The organism is Pseudoalteromonas sp. SG44-1, assembly GCF_014164315.1.
In the GTDB taxonomy this organism is placed as follows: Bacteria; Pseudomonadota; Gammaproteobacteria; order Enterobacterales; family Alteromonadaceae; genus Pseudoalteromonas; species Pseudoalteromonas rhizosphaerae.
On sequence record NZ_JACJEW010000007.1, the window covers coordinates 48,941 to 66,692 of the forward strand.

The 17,752-nt window shown below is 40.6% G+C and carries 14 protein-coding genes and 1 pseudogene; 5 read left to right on the forward strand and 10 right to left on the reverse strand.

Annotated features, from left to right (window positions below; all coding sequences use genetic code 11):
* The first annotated feature begins 78 nt into the window (after window positions 1-78).
* Genes H5187_RS05005 through H5187_RS05015 form a run of 3 tightly spaced genes read left to right on the forward strand, consistent with a single transcriptional unit; the run spans window position 79 to window position 1,147 of the window.
* Complete coding sequence (locus H5187_RS05005) at window positions 79-309, forward strand: hypothetical protein (RefSeq protein WP_182797604.1); 231 nt, start codon at window positions 79-81, stop codon at window positions 307-309.
* Window positions 309-851 (forward strand): substrate-binding domain-containing protein, encoded by a 543-nt coding sequence (locus H5187_RS05010; protein ID WP_182797605.1) that lies wholly within the window; start codon window positions 309-311, stop codon window positions 849-851. The genes H5187_RS05005 and H5187_RS05010 overlap by 1 nt, the downstream gene beginning before the upstream one ends.
* Window positions 848-1,147: a hypothetical protein gene (locus H5187_RS05015; RefSeq protein WP_182718728.1), complete on the forward strand. Its 300-nt coding sequence runs from the start codon at window positions 848-850 to the stop codon at window positions 1,145-1,147. Before H5187_RS05010 ends, H5187_RS05015 begins: the two co-directional genes overlap by 4 nt.
* Window positions 1,148-1,208: 61 nt before the next feature.
* Here H5187_RS05015 and H5187_RS05020 read toward each other — a convergent pair whose 3' ends face one another.
* The 5 genes from H5187_RS05020 to upp all read right to left on the reverse strand — a co-directional run bounded on the left by H5187_RS05020 (window position 1,209) and on the right by upp (window position 8,019).
* The gene (locus H5187_RS05020; RefSeq protein ID WP_182718727.1) at window positions 1,209-2,981 is read right to left on the reverse strand and encodes a sugar phosphorylase; all 1,773 of its coding nucleotides are present in this window, start codon (window positions 2,979-2,981) and stop codon (window positions 1,209-1,211) included.
* Window positions 2,982-3,049: 68 nt separating this feature from the next.
* Window positions 3,050-4,270 (reverse strand): glycosyl transferase, encoded by a 1,221-nt coding sequence (locus H5187_RS05025; protein ID WP_182797606.1) that lies wholly within the window; start codon window positions 4,268-4,270, stop codon window positions 3,050-3,052.
* Window positions 4,263-6,005: an HAD-IIB family hydrolase gene (locus H5187_RS05030; protein WP_182767591.1), complete on the reverse strand. Its 1,743-nt coding sequence runs from the start codon at window positions 6,003-6,005 to the stop codon at window positions 4,263-4,265. The genes H5187_RS05025 and H5187_RS05030 overlap by 8 nt, the downstream gene beginning before the upstream one ends.
* 149 nt (window positions 6,006-6,154) lie before the next feature.
* The gene (locus H5187_RS05035; RefSeq protein ID WP_182718725.1) at window positions 6,155-7,387 is read right to left on the reverse strand and encodes a uracil-xanthine permease family protein; all 1,233 of its coding nucleotides are present in this window, start codon (window positions 7,385-7,387) and stop codon (window positions 6,155-6,157) included.
* Window positions 7,388-7,389: 2 nt separating this feature from the next.
* Complete coding sequence (upp, locus tag H5187_RS05040) at window positions 7,390-8,019, reverse strand: uracil phosphoribosyltransferase (RefSeq protein WP_145236059.1); 630 nt, start codon at window positions 8,017-8,019, stop codon at window positions 7,390-7,392.
* Window positions 8,020-8,220: 201 nt separating this feature from the next.
* Here upp and H5187_RS05045 point away from each other — a divergent pair, with 201 nt between their 5' ends.
* Window positions 8,221-9,063, forward strand: a complete 843-nt coding sequence (locus tag H5187_RS05045) for an ABC transporter substrate-binding protein (protein WP_182718724.1) — start codon at window positions 8,221-8,223, stop codon at window positions 9,061-9,063.
* 1 nt (window position 9,064) lies between these two features.
* Here the strand turns inward: H5187_RS05045 and H5187_RS05050 are convergent, their stop codons facing one another.
* Both H5187_RS05050 and H5187_RS05055 read right to left on the reverse strand, forming a co-directional pair.
* Complete coding sequence (locus H5187_RS05050; RefSeq protein WP_182718723.1) at window positions 9,065-10,036, reverse strand: Gfo/Idh/MocA family protein; 972 nt, start codon at window positions 10,034-10,036, stop codon at window positions 9,065-9,067.
* Window position 10,037: 1 nt separating this feature from the next.
* Window positions 10,038-10,988 (reverse strand): oxidoreductase family protein, encoded by a 951-nt coding sequence (locus H5187_RS05055; RefSeq protein ID WP_182718722.1) that lies wholly within the window; start codon window positions 10,986-10,988, stop codon window positions 10,038-10,040.
* A 193-nt stretch (window positions 10,989-11,181) separates the two neighbouring features.
* Here H5187_RS05055 and H5187_RS05060 point away from each other — a divergent pair, with 193 nt between their 5' ends.
* Window positions 11,182-11,358 (forward strand): DUF6435 family protein, encoded by a 177-nt coding sequence (locus H5187_RS05060; RefSeq protein WP_182718721.1) that lies wholly within the window; start codon window positions 11,182-11,184, stop codon window positions 11,356-11,358.
* A 292-nt stretch (window positions 11,359-11,650) separates the two neighbouring features.
* On the opposite strand, the gene H5187_RS05065 is transcribed toward H5187_RS05060, so the two are convergent.
* The 3 genes and pseudogenes from H5187_RS05065 to H5187_RS05075 all read right to left on the reverse strand — a co-directional run bounded on the left by H5187_RS05065 (window position 11,651) and on the right by H5187_RS05075 (window position 17,604).
* Window positions 11,651-13,363 carry a thiamine pyrophosphate-dependent enzyme gene (locus H5187_RS05065; RefSeq protein ID WP_182797607.1) on the reverse strand — a complete coding sequence of 571 codons (1,713 nt, stop codon included), beginning with the start codon at window positions 13,361-13,363 and terminating at the stop codon, window positions 11,651-11,653.
* Window positions 13,364-13,665: 302 nt separating this feature from the next.
* A pseudogene (locus H5187_RS24360) lies at window positions 13,666-15,036 on the reverse strand (FMN-binding glutamate synthase family protein).
* Between the two features lie 465 nt (window positions 15,037-15,501).
* Window positions 15,502-17,604, reverse strand: a complete 2,103-nt coding sequence (locus tag H5187_RS05075; RefSeq protein ID WP_182797608.1) for a TonB-dependent siderophore receptor — start codon at window positions 17,602-17,604, stop codon at window positions 15,502-15,504.
* Window positions 17,605-17,752 lie beyond the last annotated feature (148 nt).

Below are 17,752 nucleotides of genomic sequence, written 5' to 3' on the forward strand. Positions count from 1 at the left end.
TTAGAGTGAATGTGGTGAAAACTAATTGTGTGTTAGAATTCGCTTTTGTTGATGTGACATGTTTCGGGTTTAGAATTAATGCGAAGATTGAAAAAGCAATGGTGGATTCTCTTACTGTGTTTAATTGTTAGCCCTCTGAGCTTTGCCAAATTAGATATTATCTTTGTAAATCCTGGTTTTGCAGATTCATCTGATGAAATAAACACAACGGGTAACTTTTGGTTCAAAGTATCTAAGATTATGCTTAATGCGGCGGATGACTTAGATATAAACTTGCACATAAAATACGCGAATCGAATCATATCTTAATGAAAGAACTTATTAGGAAGGCAATTAAAGACAAGCCTGACTATTTAGTTGTGGTAGATGAAAAAAGCGTTGTCAGTAAATACTTAGCAAAATTAAATACCAGAAATATCCCTATTTATTTTTTATATAGCCGACCTGCTATCGGAAAATTTATATCATTAAAACGAGCTGGCGTTAATATTATTGGCAGCCTCATACCGGATAATTATGCTGCAGGGGAAGCTCTTGCACAACAGTTACTTATAAAACACACAACCACATCAACTCAACCTGCTAATATACTCGCTCTGATGGGTGATTATACAACGCCTGCATCGGTAGAACGTGTTGCAGGCCTAACTGAATTTGTTGAGCAACATGAAGATATAAACTTTATAGGAAAAGAGGTTGCCAATTGGTCTGAACAGGAAAGTTACACAAAAACCTTAGCATTTATGGAGTTTGCTCCTGAGATCAATATTATATGGTGCGCCAATGATGCAATTGGGTTTGGTGCAAAAAGAGCATTACAAGTGCACATAAGGTCATTGTTGGTGGGATGAATTGGGACTCTGTACCAAAAGGTATCAAAGCGTTGGATATAACATTGGGTGGCCATGTGTTATTAGGTGCCTATGCACTTATTAATATAGTTGATCATCATAATGAAAATACTCGAGTTCCCCTAAATCATTCATATTTATCCATATTCAGTAACCTTACTACTGAAACCATACCTCTTGTAAAGCACATAAATGAAACTGATTTAGCCGACATTGATTTTGCTCAATTTAGTAAAACAGCCTCAGATCCGAGGCCATTTACAGTAGATAACCTCGTCAAAGCCCTTAATAAATAACACTGTAAAGGGGATTTACAGCCCTTTACAGTAACTCTCCGTTTTCCAGTAAAATAGCTAACTATTGTCGATTCGATAGCCATAGCGGCTGATAAGGCGCAAGTTCAATACTTTGTTGCCCCTGCTCTATTGCCTGAGCAGAAATAAGTTCAAACCACTGCTCAGTATCAATTAAGTTCAGATCAGCTAATAGCAGAGTCTGAGGCTCATCGCTAATGTTATAAACACAAAAAACACTTTGCCTACGGTCTATACTTTGACGCCAAAAACCAAATAAAGCACCGGTTAAATGTAAGGTAAATTGCGTCGCATTAGGGTGAAAAGCATCTTGCTGCTTACGAATAGCCAGTAAATTATTGATTTGAGTAAACACGTGATAATGATGACTTGATTGATCGGCAAGCTTTTCAAGTAGTGCCGACTCTTGCCAACGATGACGGTTAATACAGCGGTTATGCTGGCTATTTTCAAAGCGTTCATAATCATTGGTGGTACCAAGTAAACTATGAATATAAAGCCCAGGAATGCCTTCGAGGGCAAACATAATAGCATGAGCACAGGTAAAACGTTGTAAGCCCCACTTATCCACGCCTTTATGAGTGCCTTGTAAGGCATCAAATAACGCAATATTAAGTTCATAGGGTGAGCTGGTGCCATTATTCGCTGTGCGCATTGACACCTTTGCGCCAAAGCGACTAACCGTATTGACCATTTGCCCTAGTTCATCCTCGTCAAGCAACCCTTCGACAGGACGTAAGCCAATTCCATCGTGAGAAGCTATAAAATTAAAGTAGGCAGTACCATTTTGCGCTGGCGGCATGCTCATCATCCAATGTTTGAGCGCTTTACTGTCACCACTGAGCAAGGTATGTAATAACAAAGGCGGCAATGAAAAGTTATAAATACAATGTGCCTCATTGGCATTACCAAAGTAAGATAAATTTTCACGATTAGGAATGTTTGTTTCAGTGATTATAACTGCACTTGGCTCCACATGCTCTATTAGCGTTCGCAGTAATCTGATCACTTCATGTGTTTGCGGTAAATTAATGCAAGAAGTATTAAGTTCTTTCCATAAAAAAGCCACAGCATCAAGGCGAAATATCTTTATACCATTATCCAAGTAATGGCGAATAATACCTACAAATTCATTAAGCACTAATGGATTAGCAAAATCTAAGTCAACTTGATCTGGGCTAAATGTGCACCAAACATGGCGCTCCCCTAGTGCCGTTTGCACTGTATTAAGTAGCGGTGATGTTCTTGGTCGCACAACGTCAGATAGATCGTCATTTAAGCTAGCTGTTTTAAAGTAGCTTAACCCCGGCTCTTTGCCCTGAATAAAGTTTTCAAACCAACGACTGCGACTAGAGCAGTGGTTGATCACTAAATCAGCCATTAGCTTTACATCTTGAGCTATTCCTTGAATATCATCCCAACTACCAAGAGATTCATTCACTTGTACATAGTTCATTACCGAAAAGCCCTCATCAGAGCTATAAGGATAAAAAGGTAATATATGCAACGCGTTAATCGTTCCCGCACACTGGTTTTTCATAAACCGATGAAGGGTATGTAACGGTGGTTCACTCGGTACCGCAACTGCTTGATCTGCATCGCGATAACGCATAATTGAATCGCCATAAGCAATCAAAATTACATCTTGCTGATCCCAGCGGTTTTTATGCGGCGTAGGGTCTCGAACCGGGTCGTCTCTTAACATGGTAGTGATCAACATGCTTGCAAGCGCATCAATACTCATACATAAGTCAACACCCTCATATATACTCGTCAGGTGCTGTTCAACCCGTTGTTCAAATAACGCTTTACTCATTACCCTACCCCGTTGTTTATACTAATTTTTAATTATTTATCTGTAATTACTTCTCTGCTTAAGTATTATTATGAAAACTCTTTATTATCAAGCTCTACTGCTTCTTCTAAACGCGCAAACACATCTGGCATTGCTGAAGCAACTCGGTTCCAGCTTGGCACAAATGGCGCTTCCATTGGATACTGTAAAAAATGCTCACCTGCGTTCATAATGTTTTGCGCAAACATTTCTACTGCTTTTTCTTCTTGATGAATATCGAGTTTTAAGCCGTTCATCATGGCATCGTTATGATAAGTTTCAATAAAATCCAGTGCGATACGATAATAAGTTGCTTTAAGTGACCGAATGGTTTCCGTGGTAAATGTCACTCCTTGCGTGGCTAACTTACGAAACAGCGCTTTGGTGATATCTATCGACATTTTTGACAAGCCAGCCGCTTGATTATCCAGTGACAGCGCTTGGTGTTTATGATCATAGTTATCTGCAATATCTACTTGGCACAAGCGATTGTGTGAGTAGTTACGGTACATTTCAGACAGTACGCCAATCTCTAAGCCCCAATCGCTAGGAATACGAATATCGTTGAGCACATCACGGCGAAACGAAAATTCCCCCGCCAGCGGATAACGAAATGAATCCATATATTCAAGGTAGTCAGTGCTGCCTAAAATGGTTTTAAATGAACGCAATAAAGGAGTAACGAGTAAACGCGATACACGGCCATTGATCTTGCCATCAGCAGTACGAGGGTAAAAGCCTTTACAAAATTCATAGTTAAAGCGCGGGTGAGCAACTGGATAAATTAATCGCGCTAATAAACTACGGTCATAAGTTAAAATATCACAATCATGCAGTGCTATTGACTCAACTTTTGCCGTTGCCAATTTATAACCCATGCAGTACCACACATTACGGCCTTTGCCGAGTTCACGCGGCGCGACGCCTAACGCTTGCAACTCTTTATCGAGTGCTTGCAAACGTGGCCCTTCGTTCCAAAGCACGCGGTGATGTTGGCCAAGCTCTGCAAAAAATTGTAATGCATGACGATACTGACTCTCATCGGCCCTGTCTAAGCCAATCGTAATTTGCGACAAATAAGGAACATGTTTCAATTCTTGCACAATATTTTGTAATGCAGAGCCCTCAAGTTCACTGTACAGCGAGGGTAAAATCAAGCCCATTGGCCGTTGTTTTGAAAAGCTAACGAGTTCAGCTTCTAGATCAGCCAGCGGACGGTCGGCAATATTATGTAATGTTGTTATGATGCCATTTTGGTAAAAATCAGCCATGTGATTGCTCCTGTTTAGACGCTAATTGCGCTTTGATAACACTTAGATCTGCTACTTCATCGAGCCAACCTTGTGGGGCTGGGTGTTCACTAACACGCCATGGTTTGTGGGATAATTTTGCCTTGGCTTTACTGGCAGGATTATTAATTAAAATCGCGATATCTGCGGCATCCAACATCGCCATATCATTTTGGCTATCACCCAGTGCAATAGTAGTGAAAGCATGACGACAATGTTTTTTAAATTGCTCTACTAACCAGTTTTGCGCTTTACCTTTATTGGTACTGCGATTTAAATGAATAAAACGCCCGCCTATTAACACTTCATAACCAAGCGGTTTTATTGCTTCTAAAAAGTCAAGTAGCTGTTGCTCTGTGCCTTGCCAAAAAAGCGGATCTGAATATTCACGAATACGGGCAAGTTCGCTTTGTGCTAGGCTCAAGTCTGTTATCTGACTGACTTCTTGCGCTGATAATTGACTGAACAAACGGTAATAAGCACTAAACTCGCTACCGTATTCAAGTAATTCACTGTACAACTGTTTATTGGTTGGCGACAGCGCATAACGCCAGTGTTCATCCAGCTCTTCGCAGCCAATTGGTTTTAATGAAAAATAATTTTTTGGAATATATACAGCCCCGCCATTTTCAATAATAAACGGCTGGTTTAACCCAAGTGATTTTTGCAGTGCGATTACCTCTGCAAACGTTTTGCTGGTATTAAAAACTACAGCGATACCTGCGCGACTCAATTGGCTTAAAAACGGAGCAATCTCAGTACATTGGTAATCGTTATGATCAAGTAACGTACCGTCTAAATCAGTGAAAATAAGTGGCATTGCAACATCATCAGCGCGAAGCTTCATGGCACTAATATCACGTACTTTATCTAGGCTCAGTAATGCATCGGCCTGCTCTGGTAACTGAGTTAAATTTTCTCGCGTAATACGTTCAAAATGAGAAATAAATCGCACTAATTGTTGCTCATCGAACGTTCCTTGGCCTCGTCCTTTATGCGACAGTAATTTTTGCTCTTGCTCTAATCGCCACCCATATACATCGGCAAATGACGGTGCTTTTAGCATCACGGTATAATCAATCATTGCAAAAATATCTTGGTATTCATTCGCTAAACAACTGTTTACACAGCGTCGCCAAATACCTTCAGGATCCTCGTATTGTTCTAATTGATTAACTGATTGATGTAATTGATAAGGTTGTTGCGCTATGCTACCAACACACCAACCTTCAAAAAAAATGATATCAACAGGCTGTTTATTAGTAGGCCATAACGCTTGCGTAACTGGATCATCGGTTTGTTTATCAAACTGTGGCAAAGGCACCCCTACTTCACCTGCAAGTAACGCGGTAAAAGTCTGCTGCATAAGTGCTGTATCATGGGTACCTGGCACACCACGCGTTGCAAATAACGGATGTACATCTTTACTTAATTGTTGACGATGCGCGTGGCTGTGATAAAAATCATCAATCGACATCGCAATACTATTAAACGCTGTATTACAGTTGATCCAAGTAACTAAAAAATCTGCTAATGTCGTTTTACCTGAGCCTTGGCAACCATTGATTGCCACCAGCATTGGACCATCAGTTGGTTTGCTGTGGAGAATATCTTCAGCGAGTGGGACGAAATACTGTTCACTCAAATACTGATATTTGAGTGGCAGCTGATGTTTTGCTAAAAATGGGGTGATATCCACAATATTTGTCTCTTGCATTAAACGCTCCTGATCAGTATGACACTGTTAATGAGGTAAATGCAGTTACTAGACCAGTTTTATAACTTTATATTTTTTAGTTAGTTAAAAAAATAGCGCATATTAAATGCGCTATTTTGGTGCAAATCATTAGCTGAATGTGCAAAATATTACGTTGGCTTATCAGCCTTTGGTAACACTAAATTAAGCACTATGCCTAAAATAGCGCATAGGCTCACGCCTTGTAAGCTAAATTCGTTGCCACCGATATGCATACCACCAATGCCACACACTAAAATGAGTGCCACAATACTGAGGTTACGTGGAGCCGTTAAGTCTTCTCCACTTTTCACTAACGAATTTAAACCCACCACAGCAATTGAGCCAAACAGCAAAATCATGATCCCCCCCATCACAGGTACTGGTATGGTTTGCAAACCAGCGCCCATTTTAGCCACAAACGCTAAAATAATGGCGATAATGGCAGTCCACATCATCACTTTAGGATTAAAGTTACGCGTAAGCATCACTGCACCGGTGACCTCTGAATAGGTGGTATTAGGTGGCCCGCCGAATATAGACGCTGCAGTAGTAGCTAATCCATCACCAAACAAGGTGCGATGTAAGCCCGGTTTTTTCAAATAGTCTTTATTGGTGACTTGGCTAATCGCCATCATATCGCCAATATGTTCAATAGCGGGGGCTATTGCCACCGGCACCATAAATAACACCGCTTGCCATTTAAACTCAGGCCAAGTAAAAGCTGGCATTGCAAACCACGGTGCATTAGTAACAGCATCAAATTGCACGATCCCTAAATATAGCGATAAACTGTAACCTGCGATGACTCCAGCTAAGATAGGGATCAGCTTAAATACACCTTTGCCCCATACCGCGAAAATTAGCGTCACTAACAACGAAAATGCCGCCACCCAAATGGCTTGCTCGTACGCAATCAACTGAATTGAACCATCGCCGCTTTTACCCATTGCCATATTAACTGCAACAGGTGCCAGTGCTAAACCAATTACCATGATCACCGGACCGACCACAACTGGTGGTAATATTTTATGCAGGGTAGCTACACCTTTTAATTTCACTAATAGACTTAACAACATATAAGCCCCGCCTGCAGCCATTAAGCCCCCCATTGTGGCAGGCACACCCCATAGCTGCACGCAGGCAATAATAGGGGCGATAAACGCAAATGATGAAGCTAAAAATATCGGCACCTGACCTTTAGTTACCAAATGGAACAGCAAGGTACCAATACCAGCCGTAAAAAGTGCCACATTTGGATCAAGCCCCGTTAATAAAGGAACTAACACCAAGGCACCAAAGGCGACAAATAACATTTGCGCCCCAGTTAAAATTGTTTTGATTGAAAAGGTAGAGTTATCCACTGTTAGACAGTACCAAAAATTTTATCGCCAGCATCACCAAGACCAGGAATTATATAGCCTTTCTCATTTAAGTGGCTGTCTAATGATGCGGTAAAAATCTCTACATCAGGATGAGCTGCAAGGGTTTTTTCAACCCCTTCAGGTGCGGCAACCAATACAATCACTTTAATTTCTTTACAACCCGCTTTTTTCAGCATATCGATAGTCGCAATCATCGAGCCCCCAGTTGCGAGCATTGGATCAATAACGAGGCTCAAGCGCTCATCAATTTTGCCTACTAACTTTTCAAAGTAAGGAATTGGTTCTAATGTTTCTTCATTACGTTGCAGGCCCACAACACTGACTTTTGCAGCAGGCAGTAACTGCATAACACCATCCATCATGCCAAGGCCAGCACGTAAAATTGGCACAACAGTAATTTTTTTACCTTTGATGTGTTCAACATCTAATTGATTACCATCCCAACTGGTAATTGTTACTTTTTCCAGTGGCAGGTTTTTAGTCGCTTCATAGGTTAATAATGTACCCACTTCAGACGAAAGCTCACGGAAACTCTTAGTACTAATGCCATATTCTCGCATAAGGCCAAGTTTATGTTGAACAAGTGGGTGGTTAATTACATGAATAGTCATAATAGCGCCTAAAAGAAAAATAAATTGCGCTTATTTTAGCTTAAAAAATTCCATCAGACTTTAAAAAAGCATGATCAGTGCAATAAAAAAATTATTTTATGTTCCTAATACAGCGCTTTATCTCATTTAATCCGATAATTGTCATTTTCAACGCAACTACACTATAATAATAGCTATGAATAATTTGCTCACATAGGTTTTATGTCAAAGTTTGTTATTGGGCTCTTGATTGGTATTTTAGCAATAATGCCTTCATTAGCGATGGCTAAAAAACCATTAAAGGTGCAAATGATGACCGACTTTGCATCACAGGAAAATGATGATCCATTTAACATAGCCACTCAATTTTTGCTCGATATTGAAAAGCAGCTCAATGGTGCAATCGCGTTAAACTTTATCACAGCGAGTAGATTAAGGGAGTGGCAACAATTGCATGCAATGAAAGATGTGTGTTTGTACAATAAAGTCAAAACACCTGATCGCCTTGAAAATGCATTATTTAGTACCTCCCCAATTATGGCTTTTCCGGCCAACCGCTTAGTGGTGTATAATCATCCAGAATTGCCTGAAAATATTAGTTTAAATGATGCGGTAAATAAATATAATCTCACCATCGGCATTGCTTCAGGGCGTTCATATGGTCACGAAATAGATAATTATATTACCAAGCATCCTAAATCATTTATGAGCTTAGGCGGCACAACAGGTGCTTATCGCCTTAGTCAAATGCTATTTCAAAATAAGTTCGATGCCGTTATTGAATACAGATCGGTGTTTACTTCTCGTCACGGTACAGATCCAAGCACAGAAAATATCCGCTATCTCAGCCTAGACGACACGAATCAAACAGTGTTTGGCTATATTGCATGCTCGCAGTCAGAACAAGGAAAGCAAGTGATTGCATTATTTGATCAAGCATTACAAACGCCTGAAATCCAGAAAATAATCATTAGTAGTCACACACAAATATTTGCACCGCCGGAGCAGGCGCTGATATTACACGCATTACAAGATGCTTTTAACGTAGCAATACCTGCACGCTGATTTAGTTGTTTAAAATTTGCTCCATCACCCAACTAGTATGTGCGGCCGAATGACCTGTTGACGGATGTGTAATATTTTCAAATAATGACGAGGCCATATTTTGCACATGATATTGTTGAACATGAGGCGGGTTTTCAATGCTCAGTTGTTGCTGACCACTTTCGTTAATAACCGTAATTGCTTGCTCATCAAATACGCTAAAGCTGATCTCGCCCTTTTCACCGTATAAAGTAACAACATCAAAACGAGAAAAACCACCAAAGTTCCAACTTCCTGAGCCGGTAATACCGTTTTTATGCTGCCAACACGCAGTGATTGCATCAAAAGCGCCATATAAGTTTTGCTGGTTTGTCGCCAGTCCTTTCACTTGTTCATAATCACCAAATAAGTAACCAAATAAATCGAGACCATGGCTGGCTAAATCATCAAAATAACCTCCTGGTGCGATAGTTTTATCGGTACGCCAATTGTAAACACCTGATCTATCTTGCTCGCTGGAGGCTTTACTTAAGTGCCAATTAATATGTCGCACCTGGCCGATTTCGCCCGTGTCAATCAGGCTTTTTACTTTATTAAAGCGCGGTAAAGAACGTCGATAATACGCGACGAACAAGGGAACATTTTTACTGCTGAAAGCTTCAAGAATAACTTCACTGTGAGCCAATGTAGGCGCCAGTGGTTTTTCAATACAACATGGTTTGCCCGCAGCAGCAACTTTTAGCGCAAGCTCCATATGGCTATCTGGAGGCGTTGCGATATACACGGCATCAATATCAGAACTTACGATCAATTCATCGGCCGTTTTAAATACCATAGGCACGTTATGGCGTTTTGCGTAATCTTCAGCGAGTGCGGTATCTCGTCGAGTAACGCCTTGCAACACAAAACCTTTCGTATTTTTATACGCAGGGCCACTTTTCACCTCGGTTACAGCGCCACAGCCAATCATTCCCCAACGGATCTGTTTCGTCATTCTACGTTACCCCAAAATTTGTTTTTGTAATTTGATATTGCATATAAGCATTAATTTTTACGTGTTCTGGACTCCAGCCCATTAAAAATCGGTAAAAGTCAGCCCATACAACTGGCCATAAGGTTTGCCATTCGTTAATAGCAGCATGGCTATATGCGCTTTTATCAAATATGTGCATGGCGTTGGCAAAATATTTAAAGTAATCGGCTAAGTAATCATCAGCTCTTTGTTGTAATTGCTGTTCATTTAAACAACTACCCAAAAAGTACATAACGTCAATAACACCTACTCCAGCGCCAACATATTGAAAGTCATATCCTAAAACTTCCATAGTCGAACTATTAACAGCGAAGTTCGCAAGTTTTGCATCACCATGAATAAGCGTTTGATACTGACATGCCCGAATAGTTTGATCGATGCTGTGTGCTTGTTGCTTGATAGCACAATCTGCCATTTTTTCATACTCGTCTGGCCGAGTGGCTAAATGCCAATAACTCCCCTGCGGCCATAAGCCATCAGCTTTGACTTGAAAATGAAAAGCATGAAAATACGCCAACCACTTAATAATGGCTGTAACATGTGTATGGATTGGTTTTGCGTTTACAAAGCCACACTCTGTAAAATCAGCAAACACTAAGACTTTGTGCTGCTCATGTTCTATGGCATTAAAACACCTTAAAGCACCTGCTCTAGATGGTAATCGCGTCGCATAATGCTGATACCAATAAAATTCGACTTCATAAGAGTGACGCTTTCGGTTAATTGCAAACTCAGTTTGCGAAATTCGCGGATGATTTATGTGATCGGGCACACTAATCGCTTTAATGACGCAGGCTTTACCGTCTAAACGACAACGCACTATTTCACCACAGCCACTCCATAAAGCAGTGATTGTTTCAGTGATTTTAATATTTTTATAATGAAGACCAATTAATGGCAGATAAAAAGACATACGCACCAATATTCATAAAACACCTAGTATGACATAAACATTTTAAGATTAAAGCGCTTACAGGCAACACAGCTCACTACTTAACTACATGTTAGCAATCATTATCTTTTGCCAGCTTACTATTTCAACATAATGTAAACCAATGCATTGATTGAAACGTATCAATCTGCACCAGTTATTAAACGAGTAATATATGTTTTCATTCTTTAAGAAAGACCCAACTAAAAAGTTACATAAGCAGCTTTCTATAAAACTAGAACAAGCAATGCATGCCCAACGTAATGGCGATATACGCAAATACTCAGAACTTTCCTTTGAAGCAGATCAAATAGACAAACAAATAATAGAAATAGAAAAACAAAACAAGTAAATATAATATTTAGCCCGCAGTCTAAAATTATGAAATGGGGCTTTTTATTGAGCCCCGAGAATCGTGGTTGAGTCAATTCATACAAATCAGCCCTTTACACAAACTCACCCTCACTATTTCAACTACTTATCCTGACACCTAATGGTGCTGGGCTAGATTGAATGACCTGAACACAAAGAGCATCCTAGCGCTTGTTAGGGAAGGAATAATTTTATTAACATAGCGAGAAACGTTGAGGCACTATGAGTAAAAACCGGAGGTATCGTAATACCTCCCATTTTAAAAGGCGTTGTTACTTAATAAAGTTATCTCGGATTAATGAAATCACTTCATCTGAGCGACCATTAAGAACGGCTTTTACTCCAAATAAGGCAGTAGAAGCAACTTGGTTAGCCTCTATTTTAGGAGGCATTACTAATTCCATGCGATTAACTTTAACTTCTAATAATGCAGGTCCTTTATGATCTAACCAAGCTTGCATCGTATCTGGGAGTCGCTCTGGAGTATCGACTTGCCACCCCTGCAGACCAATTTGTTCAGCTAATGAAGCAAAATTTGGGTTATGCAGACTCGTATAGTTATCTAGTAGACCTTCAACCCGTTGTTCCATTTCAACAAATCCAAGGGATTCGTTATTGAAAACCAATAATTTCACTGGGATTTGCTCTTGTACTAGTGTCAGCAAATCCCCCATTAACATTGTTAAACCACCATCACCACACATCGCAATCACTTGCCGATGTGGGTATGCATTTGCAATACCTAGCGCTTGGGGATACGCATTTGCCATTGTTCCATGCAGTAGGCTTGTTAAGAATCGACGCTCGCCTGTAGCCTCTAAATGGCGTAGTAACCAGACCATCGGACTCCCACCATCAGCGGTAAATATGGCATTTCTATCGGCTTTATCACTGAGTAATTGCGTTAGATACTGAGGGTGAATGAGCTCACTCTCATGCCTTGCTTTTCCTGCATACTCTTTTTTGTCCTTGTGCCACTGCTCTAGTGCATTATTTAGATGAGAATCATCAGAGCGCTGTTCAAGTAAAGGCAGTAATGCCTCAATTGTATTGGCTACATCACCCACCAACCCCAAATCGATAGGTGTACGTCTTCCTAAATGTTTCGCCTGTGTATCAACTTGAACAATTTGTGCATTTTTCGGATAAAACTGGGTATAGGCGAAGTCAGAGCCTAAACATAGCAATAGATCACAGTCATCCATTGCTTGCATGCCAGCCAAATTACCTAGTATACCTGTCATACCTACATTAAACGGATTATTAGGTTCAACAAACTCTTTTGAACGAGAGCTGTGTGCAATAGGTGCTTTTATTTTATCAGCAAGCGCAACTAGTTGGTCATGTGATTCACGTGCGCCAATCCCCGCATAAATCGTGATCCGCTTTGCACTATGGATCATACCCGCCAAGGTGTTTAAATCTGCGTCATTTGGACGAATTAACGGCTGTGGTTGGTGTACCGACCAAGCGATATCATCTTCAATTTTATTTTTAAATATATCGCCATTCACTACAACCACCGCGACACCTTGATGAGTTAACGCAGCTTGGGCCGCTTGGGCAACGATCCGTCTTGCTTGACTAGGATGATTAATACGCTGGCAAAAAACGGAGCACTGATCGTATATCTTAGTTTGGTCTAATTCCTGTGGAAACCCCATGCCTTCTTCAGAGCTATCTACATTTGAAGCAATGAGTACAACTGGCGATCCGTTACGATGGCTTTCAAAAATACCATTAACAAAATGCAAGCTTCCAGGACCACAGGTGCCGGCACACACAGCTAATTGCCTAGTCATATATGCTTCACCGCCAGCAGCGAATGCCCCCACTTCTTCATGTCGAACATTGATCCACTCTAGAGACGTTTTACTGATTGCATTAGTAAAGTGGTTAATTGTATCACCCACAATACCATAACAACGTTTTGCACCCGCTTTTATTAGCGTGTCAGCAATTACTTCGGAAACTGTAATACTCATTAATAATGCCCTCTATTATGTGCTGATAAAGTTTTTCCCATCGCTTGTGTTATGTCTTTAATGGGTTTGAATGTATCCGGTGAAGCCGCCTCCCACCAATCGCCATAGGCTGTATCTTTAGGTGCGTCAAGCAAGCTATTTGCAGGCAAAAGCGGGTGAATATCAATAATCGACTTAGATTGAGCAGCGTTAACACGGGTAATAATTTGATGCGGGTTAAGCTCGCTTGGGTGAATAACACCACTTGAGCCTACAATTTCAGCCAGTGCTGAGAGAGTTTTGGCATGAAAGCGAGCAGCCCGTTAAGATTGTATATCAATATCTAAGGAGCGTTGACGTTGCGGATCTTGTGTTGCAATGCCTGTAGGACAAGTTCCCTTGTCACAACGCCGCGCCTGAACGCAACCAATCGAAAACATAAATGCACGCGCCGCATTACACTAGTCAGCTCCTAAAGCAATGTGCTTTGCCATTCCCATACCATTATAAATTTTACCGCTGGCACCTAACTTAATATGTTTTCTGAGCCCTGTGCCCACTAACATATTTTGCATCATTACGAGACCATCTTCTAAAGGCATACCAACCCAATCAGACAGTTCACTAGGAGCTGCCCCGGTGCCGCCTTTGGCACCATCTACAACGATAAAATCAGGATAAATCCCTGTACTTAACATTGCTTTGCCTAATGCCATCACTTCATGAGGCATGCCAACACAGAGCTTCAGACCTACGGGTTTATTGCCTGATAACTGACGCATATTTTGCGCAAATTCCAGAAGCTCAATCGGGGTTGAAAATGCAGAATGCCCTGAGGGAGACAAGCAATCTTGATGAATAGGCACTTGTCGCGCGTTGGCTATTTCTTGGGTTACTTTAGAGCCTGGCAACATGCTACCATGACCCGGCTTTGCACCTTGGCTTAGCTTAATTTCAGTCATTTTTACTTGTTCGATTTGCGCTTGGTCAGCAAATTGCTTGGGATCAAAACGATCATGTTTATCACGACAACCAAAATAGCCAGTGCCGAGTTCCCATACAATATCGCCACCGTGTTTTTTATGATATTTGCTAAGCCCTCCTTCACCGGTGTCATGATAAAATCCACCAATTGAAGCGCCCTTATTTAAAGCCTCTATCGCTCGCCCAGATAAAGCACCGAAGCTCATGGCCGAAATATTTAATAAAGATGCATTATAGGGTTGGCTAGACTGCTCATTACCAATCGTGACACGTGGTTTTTTATCAGGCTCTGCGCTTGGTGCCATTGAGTGGCACACCCATGTATAACCATCTTCACGGACATTTCGCTCAGTGCCCAGCGGCTGTGTGTCACTTTTACCCTGAGCCCGATTATAAATAAGATTACGCGCAGCAAAACTATATGGCGTCCCTTCTAAATCATCTTCTACAATGTATTGACGCAAAAATGGACGCAAATCATAAAAAATATGGCGCACCCATGCAATTACAGGGTAATTTCTCAAAAGTGTATTACTCTTTTGAAAGCGGTCTCTAACGCCAAGAAAAGATAAAAGTGCAAGTATAATAATTAAACTGAGTGTCCAATAATTATATGAGTCAAAAATGATTAGAAACAAGGCTGTTATCGCCGCGCAAATAGGTAGAAAAGATCGTAGTACTAAATGAAAAAAAGACATGACTTGCTTCATGAGACTATAATCCTTTGTCTATTTTAATGAAAACAGCAAACACACTATTCCTAGGTGCGAGTGCAGCTTACTTAGTAAATAACTTATTTTTACCCTATCATTTACCTTCTGAACACCACCTTAAATAATCAACAAAAAATTTTATCTTACTCGTTTGGCGAGTTTACATATAAAGATTAATCAATAAATCTTATCGCAAAGCGACATGAATAAACTCTGTAGCTAGATGTTGGCGATATTGTAAACATGTATGCTAGGATCTGAAGGTACTAAAAAATAGTCGGCTTTGATTTACTTTCATTCGCAAGTTTATGGCTTTTTGCATTACATTGGTGTTTGGCAACAATGACATTGCCCACTCACTTTAAGTACAAAAAGTGATTAGATCTAATCAAGTAAACTACCTAAGAAGGAATAGCTTACCCGCTTTAACTTGCGGGGTAAGCTATGATAAATAGAGAGTGGTTAAAACTGATACCTTACTGAAGCTTCAATATTACGTGGTGCGCCAAAGAAGCCTTGGTTATAAAAATCAATACTGGAGTAATATTTTTTATCAAACACGTTATTGATATTCATTTGGCCGCTAAACTGATCTGTAAACTTGTAACGCGCCATCATATTAACCAGCCAATAACTTGCTTGCTCTGCACGGTGAGCATTATTAGGACCTACATTTTCATTGTAGATTTCATTTTGCCAATGTGCATTAACACCAAATTTAAACGCTTCATTATAATCATACATTCCAGAGAGCTTAACTAAGTGTTCAGGGTTATGGGTTGCAAAAGGATCACCATTTTCATCTTCAGATTTGGTATGTGCGTAGCTGAAATTAGCATTAAATGAATCAGTCACTTGTCCTGAAACTTCCACCTCAAAACCTTTACTCTGCGTACCTTTTTTCCCGATATATGGAAAGCTACCATCTGGCAATGGTTCTGTGAATGAAGGGTCTAGTACTGCTACATTATCTTTTTCGACCTTAAATACGGCAGCGGTAACAAGTAATCGTTCATCAAGCCAAGTACTTTTTACGCCTGCCTCTAAGTTGCTACCCTCTACAGGATCAAGACGTTGATCATTTTTGTCTTTTGCATTTTGTGGATGGAAAATTTCAGTGTAGCTTGTATAAATTGATACCGTAGGTACAGGTGAGAACACTAGTCCCGCATAAGGAGTGTTAATGCCCGTTTGTTTGTAATTATCAGCACTGTCTACCTCATTTTCATAATCATAGCGACTAAAGCGGTTCCCTAGAACAAGGGTTAGCTTATCCGTTACACTCAGTTGTGTAGCAATATACGCCCCAACCTGCTCTTCGTTATTTTTTCCGGTAATAGCCGTATCTGCATAAGTAGGTTCAGATACACTGCCATCCCACTGTAAAAAGTTTCCAACGGGATCACCACTGATAGCATAAAATGAATCAGAAGTGACATGCTGATCACTTAAATTAGCCCCAACAATCAAGCGGTGCTCTCGAGAAAACAACTCAAAAGGACCATCTGCGTATATGCGCGCACTATCCAAAGTACGATCACTTTGATAAATCATTGACGAACCACTCATACCAAGCCCAGTGTCTCGATCAGGATGCCCGCTTAAGTATAATAGTTTGCCATCCATTTTATCATCTCGGCGTTCGTATTCTGCTCTCAACTGCCACCCATTTGTAAAGCTATGCGCTAAATTAACAAAGGCACTGGTATTATCGCGGTCCCAATAGGTCCAGTTTGCTGCCGTTGTACTTGATATAGCTAAATCATCAGCAGAGGAGCCATCTGCATAAAATAAAGGTAATGCACCCCATGTAGAGCCTTTAGGCCTACGTTTCGCATGCTCTATTCCGATGTTCATCTCAGTATTCGCGCCTAAATCAAAACCCACGGTTGTATAAAGTTGAAGATTATCTTTTTCAGCTAAATCAACATGGCTTTCACCTTGATCAATACTCGCAGCAACACGGCCACGAATACTGCCATCGCTATTGAGTGGCGTGTTAAAATCACCTTCAAGTCTAACATTTTGCCATGAACCAACTTTCGCAGTAACGTAACCTTGTTGTTCAAAACCTGCTTTTTTACGGATCAAATTGATTGCCGCTGAAGGTTCACCCGCTCCAGATAGTAAGCCCGTCGCGCCTCTAACTACTTCCACACGCTCAAAAAGAATGGAGTCTGATACTGCCTCTGAAAAAAAGCTATTATAAAAAACCGGTAAGCCATCATACTGAAAATTGGTAACGGGATTACCACGTGCGCTAAAGAAAAAACGGCTGGTTTCTGCTTTTTGAACATTGATCCCCGCAGCCATCCCCACGACATCTGCCACATTATCCAGTGCAAAGTCTTGAATTGCTTGCGCATCAATTACAGAGATAGACTGAGGAGTTTGTTGCACTGAAAGCATTAAGCCTGTAGCGCTGGTATTATATTCTAACCGTTGCCCTAGCACAGAGATTTTTTCGATATTTGCTTCTTCTGTGCCTTGCTCATTTGCAAAAGCTACACTCGACATTGCTAATGTAACTGCCATAGAGATGTAAGAAATAGTTGGATTAAACATGGACCTTCAAGTCAAATAAAAACAATTTGCACTTAGATTAACGTTTTTTAACAGCAAATACAATCATAAAGTTTTACAACCTATAGACTTACAATTGAATAACATATTACTGTGCCGGCGGAATAACACTTGTCTTATTAACGAATAA